The organism is Methylotuvimicrobium sp., assembly GCF_050611805.1.
GTDB lineage: Bacteria > Pseudomonadota > Gammaproteobacteria > Methylococcales > Methylomonadaceae > Methylotuvimicrobium.
On the sequence record NZ_JBNGHF010000054.1, the window covers coordinates 15,814 to 27,516 of the forward strand.

The 11,703-nt window shown below is 46.9% G+C and carries 12 protein-coding genes; all 12 read right to left on the reverse strand.

Features of this window, described 5'->3' with window-relative positions; genetic code table 11:
- Nucleotides 1-26: 26 nt before the first annotated feature.
- Nucleotides 27-1,325, reverse strand: a complete 1,299-nt coding sequence (locus ACRJJO_RS18675; RefSeq protein ID WP_431067127.1) for an adenylosuccinate synthase — start codon at nucleotides 1,323-1,325, stop codon at nucleotides 27-29.
- Between the two features lie 13 nt (nucleotides 1,326-1,338).
- Entirely contained in the window at nucleotides 1,339-2,529 is a 1,191-nt protein-coding gene (locus ACRJJO_RS18680) for an ATP phosphoribosyltransferase regulatory subunit (RefSeq protein WP_431067128.1), read from the reverse strand.
- Nucleotides 2,530-2,628: 99 nt separating this feature from the next.
- Complete coding sequence (gene hflC, locus ACRJJO_RS18685; RefSeq protein WP_431067129.1) at nucleotides 2,629-3,486, reverse strand: protease modulator HflC; 858 nt, start codon at nucleotides 3,484-3,486, stop codon at nucleotides 2,629-2,631.
- A complete protein-coding gene (gene hflK / locus ACRJJO_RS18690) occupies nucleotides 3,486-4,670 on the reverse strand; it encodes an FtsH protease activity modulator HflK (protein ID WP_431067130.1) in 1,185 nt (394 codons plus the stop codon). The genes hflC and hflK overlap by 1 nt, the downstream gene beginning before the upstream one ends.
- A 307-nt stretch (nucleotides 4,671-4,977) precedes the next feature.
- The gene (gene hflX, locus ACRJJO_RS18695; RefSeq protein ID WP_431067131.1) at nucleotides 4,978-6,240 is read right to left on the reverse strand and encodes a ribosome rescue GTPase HflX; all 1,263 of its coding nucleotides are present in this window, start codon (nucleotides 6,238-6,240) and stop codon (nucleotides 4,978-4,980) included.
- A gap of 19 nt (nucleotides 6,241-6,259) precedes the next feature.
- Nucleotides 6,260-6,499: an RNA chaperone Hfq gene (gene hfq / locus ACRJJO_RS18700; protein ID WP_125220321.1), complete on the reverse strand. Its 240-nt coding sequence runs from the start codon at nucleotides 6,497-6,499 to the stop codon at nucleotides 6,260-6,262.
- Nucleotides 6,500-6,941: 442 nt separating this feature from the next.
- A complete protein-coding gene (locus tag ACRJJO_RS18705) occupies nucleotides 6,942-7,493 on the reverse strand; it encodes a hypothetical protein (protein WP_431067132.1) in 552 nt (183 codons plus the stop codon).
- A gap of 380 nt (nucleotides 7,494-7,873) precedes the next feature.
- Nucleotides 7,874-8,656 carry an alpha/beta fold hydrolase gene (locus tag ACRJJO_RS18710; protein WP_431067133.1) on the reverse strand — a complete coding sequence of 261 codons (783 nt, stop codon included), beginning with the start codon at nucleotides 8,654-8,656 and terminating at the stop codon, nucleotides 7,874-7,876.
- Nucleotides 8,657-8,658: 2 nt separating this feature from the next.
- Nucleotides 8,659-9,381, reverse strand: coding sequence for a DUF445 domain-containing protein (locus ACRJJO_RS18715; RefSeq protein WP_431067134.1), 723 nt, complete (start codon nucleotides 9,379-9,381; stop codon nucleotides 8,659-8,661).
- Nucleotides 9,382-9,695: 314 nt separating this feature from the next.
- A complete protein-coding gene (locus ACRJJO_RS18720) occupies nucleotides 9,696-10,877 on the reverse strand; it encodes an NAD(P)/FAD-dependent oxidoreductase (protein ID WP_431067135.1) in 1,182 nt (393 codons plus the stop codon).
- A gap of 140 nt (nucleotides 10,878-11,017) precedes the next feature.
- Nucleotides 11,018-11,338 (reverse strand): hypothetical protein, encoded by a 321-nt coding sequence (locus tag ACRJJO_RS18725; protein ID WP_431067136.1) that lies wholly within the window; start codon nucleotides 11,336-11,338, stop codon nucleotides 11,018-11,020.
- Nucleotides 11,339-11,373: 35 nt separating this feature from the next.
- Nucleotides 11,374-11,703, reverse strand: a 330-nt coding sequence (locus tag ACRJJO_RS18730; RefSeq protein ID WP_431067137.1) for a TIGR02647 family protein, incomplete at its 5' end; no start/stop codon positions are given.

Sequence of the window (11,703 nt, forward strand, 5' to 3'; positions counted from 1 at the left end):
CAGACGTTTCTGTGGGGAGCTTTGTGTCAATCGATGCTGAACGGATGCTCGAGCATGATGGTTTCGTCGCGGTCGGGACCGGTCGAGAGGATCGCTACTTTGACGCCGACCAATTCTTCAATGCGTTTGATATAGGCTTTCGCGTTTTCGGGAAGCTTATCGTATTCGGTCACACCTTCGGTGCTTTCGCTCCAGCCCGGCATTTCCTCGATGATCGCTTCGCAAGCCTGATAACGGTCGGCACCTAACGGAGCGGTTTCGGTGAATTCGCCATCCAGTTTGTAAGCGGTACAAATGCCGATCTTTTCGAGGCCGTCGAGCACATCGAGCTTAGTCAGGCAAATGCCGGTCAAACTGTTCAATTGCGCGGATTTACGCATCGATACTGCATCGAACCAACCGGTCCGGCGTTTGCGTCCGGTCGTCGCGCCGAACTCATGACCTTTCACCCCGAGATGCTCGCCGACATCGTTCATTAATTCGGTTGGGAAAGGACCGTTGCCGACCCGGGTCGAATAAGCCTTGGTAATACCCAATACATAATCGAGATTCAGCGGACCGACGCCGGTTCCGGTCGAGGCGCCTCCAGCCGTCGTATTCGACGATGTCACATAAGGATAGGTCCCGTGATCGATATCGAGCAACGCACCTTGTGCACCTTCGAACAATATTTTTTTACCGGCACTTTGATATTTTGAAAGCACGTCGCCGACATCGGCCAACATCGGCTTGAGTTGTTCGCCTTGAGCCAGAACTTCGTCGAGTGCTTGGTTAAAATCGACCGCATCGACTTTATAATAATTTGTCAGCATGAAGTTGTGATAATCCAGCAACTCTTTTAGTTTGTCGCTGAAGCTGCCGACATCAAATAGGTCACCGGCGCGCAAACCTCTTCGCGCGACTTTGTCTTCATAAGCCGGTCCGATGCCGCGCCCGGTCGTGCCGATGGCCTTGTTTCCGCGCGCCAGTTCGCGGGCCTGATCGATCGCGACATGAATCGGCAGGATCAACGCACAGGCTTCGCTAATCAATAAGCGATCCTTGACCGAAATGCCGGCTTTCTCGAGAATTTCAATCTCTTCCAGCAGCGCATTCGGCGCCAATACCACGCCGTTACCGATCATGCATTGCACATCTTTTCGCAGAATACCGGACGGTATCAAATGCAACACGGTTTTTTGTCCTTGAATAACCAAGGTATGACCCGCGTTATGACCGCCTTGAAAACGAACGACTGCGTCCGCCTGATCGGTCAGCAAATCGACCAGTTTACCCTTTCCTTCGTCACCCCATTGAGTGCCGATGACTACAACATTTTTTCCCATGATGATTCCAAAATTAAGCGATAGCCTTAACAATCCAATTGGTATTATTTTTTTCCAAGATCGAAGTAAATCCAATCTCTTTGTAGTTTTCGGTCTGTCCGGGTAATTCACGGATCACGGTACGACCTTCGGCACGTAAATCCCGAATTTTTTCGGCCAACTCCCTGTCTTCGGAAGCGGGGGCAAAAATAATTTCCGGTCGCTCAAGCGGAATAATGTCCTTACTCAAAACCGACAATAATTTTAAATCGGCACTGAAGCCCGTAGCAGGCCGAGCTCTTCCGAAGACTTCGCCGATATTGTCGTAGCGTCCGCCTCTAGCTATCTCGCGCCCTACGCTCGGCATGAAAGCCGCAAACACGACGCCGGTATGATAGCGATATCCTCTGAGTTCGGCCAAATCGAAACTCAACGGCAAATCAGGAAAAGCGACCGCCATTTGATCGGCAATCATTTGCAAATCTGCCAAGGCCTGTTTTACGGCATCGCCGGCATCGGCAAACACGGCTCGTGCTTGCTCAAGGGTTTCGTAACCACCATTGAGTTCCGACAACTTGAGCAACATTGATTTCAGTTGTTCATCGAGAGCCAATCCTTCGATGAGTTCTCGGATTTCCGGTCGCGCTTTTCGCTGCAACGCATCGAACAATGCCGATTCGTCGGCATCGGTCAATTCAGCCTGTTCCGATAAGGCTCGATAAATACCGACATGCCCCAAGTCCAGATGAACGTTTTTCAAACCTGACATCGCCAACATTTCCAACATCAACGAAATCACTTCGATATCGCTCTCACGGCCTTCGTGACCGTATAGTTCCGCACCGATCTGCATGGGACTACGAGTTTTTTCCAGCGGATCCCCAAGCGTATGCAATACCGTTCCGACATAGCATAACCGGGCAGGCGTACAATTATTAAGGTTATGTGCATCGATACGCGCAACTTGCGGCGTCATATCGGCACGAATACCTAACATTTCACCACTAAGCTGATCGGTTAATTTAAAAGTTTGGAGATCCAAATCATGACCGGACCCGGTCAACAGAGAATCCAAATAATCGATCATTGGCGTAATGACTAACGAATATCCCCAACACGAAAAGACATCCAATAACTTGCGCCTAAGAGTTTCCAGGTGCTTGGCTTCAGCCGGCAAGACCTCTTCGATACCGTCGGGCAAAAGCCAAGTATTTTTTTGTTGCATTTTTTACATACCCACTCAAACAAAACGCCCCGTAAAGACGGAGCGTTAGTTCTGTCAAATGTCCAATCGACTTGATTGAACAATAAATTTTACCAATCTTTATTTCTGAGACTTGAAGTACTTAAAGAACTCCGATTCCGGATCGATGACCATCAATCGGTCGGAATCACTGAAGGTATCTTTATAAGCATTGATACTACGGTAAAAGCTGTAAAATTCCGAATCTCTTGTAAACGCTTTAGCATAAGTATCGGCCGCAATCGCATCGCCTTCGCCTCGCAGCTTCTCGGCCTCTCTAAAGGCTTCGGCAAGAATTACGACACGTTGTCTATCGGCATCGGATCGAATACGTTCAGCGGCTTCGGAACCTTGAGAGCGAAACTCCCTGGCTACCCGCTCACGTTCGGCTTCCATCCTTCTAAACACCGAGCTACTGACATCAGACGGTAAATCGATACGCTTGACTTGAACGTCGATGATATCGAGACCTAAATCCGCCGCGATCTCTCTAGTTTTATCAATCAAGATTTCCCGAATGATTTTTCGGTCGGTCGCGACCAACTGCGTGATATCGCGTTTACCGAATTCGCTACGAAAAGCATCCTTGATGATTTGATCCAGTCTTAAATTGGCCTGATTAATATCGCCGCCAACTACCGTATAAAACGCCTTGACATTACCTATACGCCATTTAACAAAAGAGTCGACGATGACGTTTTTCTTCTCGGCGGTCAAAAAACGCTCAGGCGTGGTATCCATCGTTTGAATACGACTATCGAATTTTTTGACATTATTGACGATTGGCCATTTAAAGTGAATGCCGGACTCGTAGTCGTCTTTGACGATTTCACCCAATTTGAATTTAATCGCTTTCTCGGTTTCCGATACGGTAAAAATGGACATCAATCCAAGAAATAGAATTGCGGCCACACCGATTAAAAGTTTATTCAAAGTCATTAGCGTCCCCTTCCTTCACGACCGCGAGTAGTAGTTCGAAAAACCGGATCGAGCGGCCTAGTTTGCGTCACGCTGCCGGTTTGAGGCTTTGGCGCGGATTCTTCCGTTGGAGATTGTTTAATCAATTTATCCAAAGGTAAATACATCAAATTATTACCGCCTTTTACATCGAGAAAAACGGTATTCGAATGGGTCAATACACTTTGCATCGATTCGATGTACAAGCGATTGCGAGTCACCTCGGGGGCCTTTTTATATTCCCCGAGCAATGCCAAGAAACGACTGGTTTCACCTTCAGCACGAGCTATCACCTGCTGCTTATAACCTTCGGCTTCCTCCATTTTTCTTGCCGCGGCGCCGCGCGCTTTCGGTATCACATCGTTCGAGTATGCTTCCGCCTCATTGATCAAACGCTGCTGATCTTCTCGAGCCTTGATCGCATCTTCAAACGCACCCTGAACTTGCTCAGGCGGCTGAGCATCCTGCAAGTTGACACTGGTTATTTGGACGCCAGATTCATAAGAATCCATGACATCTTGAATTTCCTCCTTGATTTGCGCCACAATTTCAGTACGTCCTTCAGTCAAGACAAAGTCCATTTTACTCGACCCAACCACTCCACGCTGAGCCGCTTCGGTCACCTGTTTTAGTGTGATCTCAGGGCTAACGACATTGAACAGGAAATCCTTCGCATCCTTGACTTGATATTGCACAGCCAAACGGACATCGACGATGTTTTCGTCCTTAGTCAACATTAATGCTTCTTTCGGCACCGATCCTAAAGTCTGTTGAGAGCCGCCACTACGATAACCGACTTCGATAAAACGTTGTCGTCTGACATTTACTAATTCGACGCTTTCGATCGGAGCAGGAATGTGCCAATTCAAACCGGCTTGCGTCGTTTCGGTATATTTACCGAAACGCGTAACGACGCCGTGATTACCTTCGTCGACGATATAAAAGCCGCTTAGCCCCCATAGAACGACAGCGCCTCCAACAAGAAACCCGAAACCTTTCATCGATCCGCCCGGCGAACTGCCGCCACCGCCACCGCCGCCAAAAATTCCGCCGATCTTTTCCTGAAGCGCTCTGATCGCTTCATCCAGATCCGGAGGACCTTTATCGTCTCCTCCACGACCGCTCCAAGGATCTTTTTTACCGCCGCCAGGCTCATTCCAGGACATAGCTATGCTCCATTTGGATTTTCTTAAATTAAACATTAAAAAGACGTCTATTACAGTAAAATAAAAAATCGACGATACGAATAATCAACATTCGCAACCGCTTCAATCACTTAATAAACATATAAATTTAAACAAAAATTATTTTTGGCTCTCATGTTTTACCCTTATTGTTATTGACTGCTTCCGATAAAAACCGCGAACACGAAAAGAGCAAAAAACATTTGGATATGGATAATCATCAAGTCGGCGATTATCCTAAAAAAACCGCCTTTGTACAAACCCACCTATCGAGATAAGAATATTCATACTACGCCTCCAACTTATCAAGCGATTTCAAAACACCCAAATGCTTTTTATCGATTTCGACTAGTAAATCCCATCCTCCCGTATCGCTCACTTCTTCCTCGAGGACCGTCCCCAGACGGAAAAGCTTCGCTCGAACGTCGCCTTGAGTTGGCAAAAGATTGATCTGTCGTCGCACTTTGCTGGAAGCAAAAATTTCGGCTAATACCTGATAAAGCAAATCAATACCCGCACCGGTTTCGGCCGACAACCAGACTCTCAGAGCATTACCTTCATCATCCCTATCGATATGCGGCTCTATATCCGGCAAAAGGTCAATTTTATTAAACACTTGCAGCTGTCTGATTTCATCCGCTTCGATATCCTCTAAAACCTGATTGACCTGGGCGATAGTTTCATCGCGGTCTTCGGCATTAGCATCGATCACATGCAGAAGTAGATTAGCCTCGCTAGCTTCTTGTAATGTTGATCTGAAAGCGGCAACCAACTCATGAGGCAAATGCCGAATGAATCCGACGGTATCGGCCAAGACAATTTCGGCATTATTAGGCAATACGCATTGGCGCAAAGTCGGATCGAGCGTCGCAAATAACTGGTCGGCCGCATAAATTTCCGCGCCGGTCAATGTATTGAATAGCGTCGACTTCCCCGCATTGGTATAACCGACCAGCGAAACCGATGGAACTTCAGCTTTTTTACGTTTACTTCGCCCTTGATGTCGCTGTTTGGCAACTTTATTCAAGCGGCGTTGAATTTGCTTGATCCGCCCCCCCAAAAGCCTGCGGTCGGTTTCGAGCTGTGTTTCGCCGGGCCCCCTTAAGCCGATCCCGCCTTTTTGCCGCTCCAAATGCGTCCAGCCGCGAATCAGGCGAGTGGATAAATGTCGCAATTGAGCCAATTCGACTTGAAGCTTGCCTTCGAAAGTCTGCGCCCGCTGCGCAAAAATATCCAAGATCAAACCATTGCGATCGACCACACGAACTTCCAACGCTTTTTCGAGGTTGCGCTCTTGGCTTGGTGACAAAGGATGATTAAACAAGACGATATCGGCCGAATAATCGCTAATAGCCTGCTTGAGCTCCTCAAGCTTGCCGGTACCGATAAAATATTTCGAATCGGGGCTTTGCCGACTGCCGGTCAACACATAAACCGGATCGGCGCCCGCCGACTTAGCCAATTCTTTCAATTCCGAAAGGTCTTCGGGTGAAGTATGTAAGGTGAGGTGAACGAGCACGGCCCGTTCACCGGCATTTGGACGCTCAAACAATCAAGCGCTCCTTGTATCGTTAATCTTCAATGAGTTCGTTATCACGGGTGATTTTTACGGGCTTTCCTGGAACGATCGTTGAAATGGCATGTTTATAAACCATTTGGCTGACCGTGTTCTTTAGCATAATGACATATTGATCGAACGAATCGACACGACCTTGCAGCTTGATTCCGTTCACTAAAAAAATCGATACAGGGGTATGCTCTTTTCTGAGTGTATTTAAAAAATTATCCTGCAAATTTTGCCCTTTCGACATCCGCTTTCTCCTTATTATTTTTAGCTAGCCTAAATAAACTATGAATACACTATACCAATACTTTTCAGTAAGTCTAACTTAATTCGCAGAGCATTTTAACCCGTTTTTAATACTCTTGGACAATTATTAACCAATAGCACACTGATCGCCCTCGGCAATCAAGCATGACTGGAATTTTTTTATTGTCAAATGCCGGTTAGATTCAATACTGATGGTTGTTTATACCTTTCGCACTTCGAATTTTGGCAGTGCCTAAGGAGGCCCGGGTGCTGGCATAGAGCATGGACGGATTCATCCAGCGCCTAAATTTCATAACCCATTGTCTGTGGATAATTTTCTTGGATAATTTTGGTGCTGGGTTCACGGCGTCCTTTGACGAACACCCCGTTGCCGAATTTTGATCTAGGGGTATCAGCAAAAATAATCCTGATAAGGCAAATTTTCAATAAACTACTCTTGAACGACTATGTAACAATTTTTCCCGGCACTGAACAAAATCATCATAGCTTTCCAAAAACTTAATCGGCGATACCGACACCCTAATTTCGCGCATATCTAAGACCGTCGATGCCCGCACGTAGACAAAGGTCGGCGCGTTACCTCGCAATAATGCATCGAGCATATCTTCTGCTGCATTTCCATAGACACTGAGTCGATCAAAATCTCGGCCATGCGCTGCACCGTCCAAATATACCGCATGATTAGGTGACGCCAACTCGCTATGTATCCATGGCGCTGTTGCTTCGATGACATTCGCCTTAATGATATCGTCCTTGACTCGTCTTTCCTGCAATGAGAATTTTAACGCAGCCCCGGATCGATGGCTGAACACCGCCACGCCATAATTGGGGACGGTTTGTTTAAGAAGGCATTCCGATTGAGCGCTTTCAACGTCCCATTTTGCATCCATCATCGGCACTTCGTAAAACTCGGCATAAGCCTTGGCAGTCGAAACAATCAATAATAATACAATCAACCCACTAAAAAGTTTCATATTCATAACCCGGTCGTTTTTTATCCATATACAGATAATATCGGCAACTAGGCGGATTATTTAAGGCTATGTATGCGTTAATAGTTGATACTTTATAAACTGAAAGCCAACATGAAATCCAAGGATACAACTCTTAGTAACTTTCTTTTTTTCAATATCGCGCTAATGGTTGTAAGGAGGGTACGGTTGCTCGATTGACAGGTGTCGGCGGCAGGGAAAGCCGCCGTCAAGCCTACATGGATGTATTCACGGCGTCCTGCCAAGCGAGTAATCGTACCCTCTTCCACGCTCAGTGTTTTGGAAAGCAATCATAGACTATTTCCTAAATGGCTTATTTAGTAGCAAAGAGAACCGTTTCAACTGCTAACGCGAACATAGCCTTATTTAAACTGATCCATGACAAAATCCTCGACTACCTTGACGAAGCACTCGGGCTGTTCGGCATGCAACCAATGCCCGGCATTCGCAATTGTTGCGACAGCCGCGTTAGGGAACAATGCCGGAACGGCTTCGGGCCGAAAATAAGTGGAATTTTCTCCGGTTATGAACAATACCTTTCCGACAAACCCCTCCATTCCCTCGACGGAAGGAAAACCGACGATATAATCGGCCGACTGTTGGCAATAATCCAGATTGATGCGCCAAGCATACTGTCCATCCCGCAATATCAAGTTTTGCAATAAAAATTGCCTGAAGCCAATATCGGGAATCGCCTTAGACAAAAAATCGTCAGCCTGTTTACGATTCGAAAGCGATGCCAAAGGCAAGCGGTCAAGCGCCTCGATAATACGATCGAAATTGTGTTGATAAGCGACCGGCGCAATATCCGCGACTAACAAACGCGACACCCGCTCGGGATAGTTGAGCGCGAACCACATCGCGGTCTTGCCGCCCATGCTATGTCCAAGCAAGGTAGCCGATTCTAAATTCAGACGATCCATAAATGTCGCCAGATCGGATGCCATCAGCGGATAGTCCATGCGCTCGGCATGGGGCGATGCACCATGATTGCGCTGATCCGGCACATAAACACGAAATCGCTGGGATAAACGCTTGGCAACTTGCCTCCAGTTGCGAGACGAAGCTAAGAAGCCGTGCAAGATAACCATTGGCGGCGCGCCCTCTTCACCGAAGCTTTCGTAATGTAACTGAATGCCGCTCATGATTATATAAAACTGAATGCGGCACCGATCAAGCCGCCGAAAACACCGCCCCAAACTACAAGCCAGCCCAAGTGTTTACGGATAATAGTCTGCACGATCTCCTTGACTAGCTGAGGCGTTAATTGATTCAAGCGCTTATCGATAACCGTCTCGATTTTGACGACAATATCCTCGCCAATCTTATGAGCGTCCAAGCTATGATGTAAAGCTTCTTTGAAGCGCTCCGAATCAACCGTTTCGGTTAAAATAAGCTTCATTTTCTCTGTAAAAGGCTCTTTGAGCGGCTTCAATGCGTCTTCTCCCCCCATCATCATCAACATGCCGCCGAACGAAGAATTCATGATCGAAGCCACCAGACCCTCGTAAACCCGGTCATAGTCGACCGCATTTAGTATCGGTTCTAAATTCAAAACCTTGCCGCCCTCCCGCTCTTCTTTCTCGATAAATTGCTCGACATTTTCGACGGTAAAAAACTGCTGCATCATCAGAAGCTTGATCGACGATTTAAACTCCTCGAAGCGATTGGGGATGACACCGGAGCCATATAACAACGGCACTTTTTCAAACAACATATGCACGGCCAACCAATTAGTAATCGCACCCGACAATGCAAAAAAACCGACCGCTTTCATTAAATCTTGCTGTACCGGGCACACATAGCCGGTAACAACGATCAAAACCGCCAGCAAGTTCGTGATTAAACTTTTGTTGAACAACTTTTTCATGATGATTTAAACAATAATAATCGTAACTATTCAGCGCATGCGGTAGGTTGGTGTCAGGCATTGATTTCTAAGGACGCGTGAACCCAGCACCTAAATAATCCAAAATTGTTTATCATAGCAAATGGATTATGGTATTTAGGTGCTGGGTGAATACATCCCTGTAAGCTCTGACTGCAACGTCCTGTTGCAGACAGCCTTATAAATCAATGCCTGACACCTTCTCATACATGACTTATGCTGAATAATTACTAATAATCTTTTCAATGGATGCAGTATCCGGGACTATGGGGACGATATCATCGGTTTCAAGCCGCTTAAACATATTGCCCGGCACACCAACCCGACGACCATGCCCATTGAAAGTTATAACCGCCGAGCCAACCGGTCACATCGAGCACTTCGCCAATGAAATACAAACCCGGCACATCATGGCAGCCCATCGTTTTCGATGAAATTGCGTTACAATCGACGCCGCCAATCGTCACTTCGGCGGTGCGGTAGCCTTCCGTCGCGTTCGGTTTGATCGTCCAATGGCTGATACAGTCAGTAATAACATCGATTTTAGCAGTCGATAAATCCGCCATATTACTGTTTAGCAACTTTTCTTCGATTAGACAGGCGATTAAACGTTTCGGCAACAATTCGACTAGCACGGTCTTTAACGCGGCCTTAGACTTTGTCGTTTTAAGCTGCCAAAGATGCTCGGCAAGATCGGTCTCAGGTAACAAATCGATCGTCAATGACTGTCCGGGACGCCAGTAGTTGGAAATCTGCAGCATCGCCGGACCGCTTAATCCCCTATGGGTAAACAACAAATTCTCGGTAAAACTTTGCTCTAAACAACTCACCCGGCATAACAGTGCGATACCGGAAAGTTCGGATAATCGGTGCTTGTCGTCCGGTTGCAGCGTAAACGGAACCAAGCCCGCCGAGGTCGGCCAAACTTTAATACCGAATTGTTCGGCGACTTTATAGCCGAAAGGCGTCGCTCCCATTTTAGGAATCGACAGACCGCCGGTAGCAATCACTAGCGAACGGCATAAATAATTTTGCAGCTTGGTGTTAATCAGGAATTGTCCATCGGAACGATGCTCAATGGCTTCAATGTGGGTATTCAAACTAATGTCGACACCGACCGAATCGCACTCGGTCAACAGCATGTTAAGAATATCCTTAGCGCTGTCGTTACAAAACAAACGACCGAATTCTCGCTCGTGATAAGGGATGCGATAACGCTGAACCCAATCCAGAAAATCCCATTGTGTAAATCGACTCAAGGCCGATTTACAAAAATGCGGATTATGTGAAATATAATTGTCCGGCTCAACCGAATAATTGGTGAAGTTACAGCGTCCGCCTCCGGACATCAGAATCTTTTTACCGGGCTTTGCGGCTAATTCCAACACTTTCACATTGCGCTTGCGCTTACCTGCTTCGATGGCGCTCATTAACCCCGAAGCGCCCGCACCGATTACGACGACATCGGTTTTCACCATAGTTTATATCCGGAAAAAAGCGGCGAACTATACAAGAACCGCAATCAAATCACCAGACTTCGAGTCAATCGGCGTGAGAAATTAGCCTTGTAGGACATACATAAGCGACAAGCGCATTTGAAATAAAAGAGACGGGGCCATCAAAAACTTTTTTGCTCCGTATATCCTTCCGGCTCATGCATGACCACAGCGCCCAATTCGGCGAATCGAAACAAACGCATTGCGCGTTCGCCGTTATAATCGAGCACTCGTAAAGGACGATCCGCACTCAATTCTTGTTCGGCCTTTTCGAAATGATGTCCATAACGCTCTCTGGCTAACGGCACCGGAATTTCATAGACCACAAACTTTTCGACGCCCTTGCCTGCCAGCACCGCTAAAAAAGACGGATCGTCGACTTGCGAACGATCCGTCATCACAACCATCGTGCCGCTACCGGAGAATAATAAAAATACTTTCATCGTTTAAGCCTCCTGAAACCCCGTAAGCAACAACCTCAACCGGAGGTAAGAATAATATGACAAGCTTGCGCATGCTCGGCTGCCGTTCGACCAAGGTCGGTCAAATATCCGCCATCTGCTTGCGTTACTAAGCCCTTTTGGTACAAACGCGCTACTGCATCGATTACAGAGGCATCGGCATCCTTATGGATTTTGATTCCCTCGAGTGTCGTCGTCAGATTGTAATGCAGCAAAATATTGAGTTCGTCCACTAATTCTTGTTTGAGCATGTATGTTCTCCATTTATTATTAATATCATTAGACCACAGAATAAGCGGTAAGCGGTAAGCGGTAAGCGGTAAGCGGTAAGCGGTAAGCGGTAAGCG

What these genes read in the sequence shown, in the direction of transcription:
- ACRJJO_RS18675 (WP_431067127.1), bottom strand. Translation starts at nt 1,325, where the DNA reads ATGGGAAAAAATGTTGTAGTCATCGGCACTCAATGGGGTGACGAAGGA.
- ACRJJO_RS18680 (WP_431067128.1), bottom strand. Translation starts at nt 2,529, where the DNA reads ATGCAACAAAAAAATACTTGGCTTTTGCCCGACGGTATCGAAGAGGTC.
- hflC (WP_431067129.1), bottom strand. Translation starts at nt 3,486, where the DNA reads ATGACTTTGAATAAACTTTTAATCGGTGTGGCCGCAATTCTATTTCTT.
- hflK (WP_431067130.1), bottom strand. Translation starts at nt 4,670, where the DNA reads ATGTCCTGGAATGAGCCTGGCGGCGGTAAAAAAGATCCTTGGAGCGGT.
- hfq (WP_125220321.1), bottom strand. Translation starts at nt 6,499, where the DNA reads ATGTCGAAAGGGCAAAATTTGCAGGATAATTTTTTAAATACACTCAGA.
- ACRJJO_RS18705 (WP_431067132.1), bottom strand. Translation starts at nt 7,493, where the DNA reads ATGAAACTTTTTAGTGGGTTGATTGTATTATTATTGATTGTTTCGACT.
- ACRJJO_RS18710 (WP_431067133.1), bottom strand. Translation starts at nt 8,656, where the DNA reads ATGAGCGGCATTCAGTTACATTACGAAAGCTTCGGTGAAGAGGGCGCG.
- ACRJJO_RS18715 (WP_431067134.1), bottom strand. Translation starts at nt 9,381, where the DNA reads ATGAAAAAGTTGTTCAACAAAAGTTTAATCACGAACTTGCTGGCGGTT.
- ACRJJO_RS18720 (WP_431067135.1), bottom strand. Translation starts at nt 10,877, where the DNA reads ATGGTGAAAACCGATGTCGTCGTAATCGGTGCGGGCGCTTCGGGGTTA.
- ACRJJO_RS18725 (WP_431067136.1), bottom strand. Translation starts at nt 11,338, where the DNA reads ATGAAAGTATTTTTATTATTCTCCGGTAGCGGCACGATGGTTGTGATG.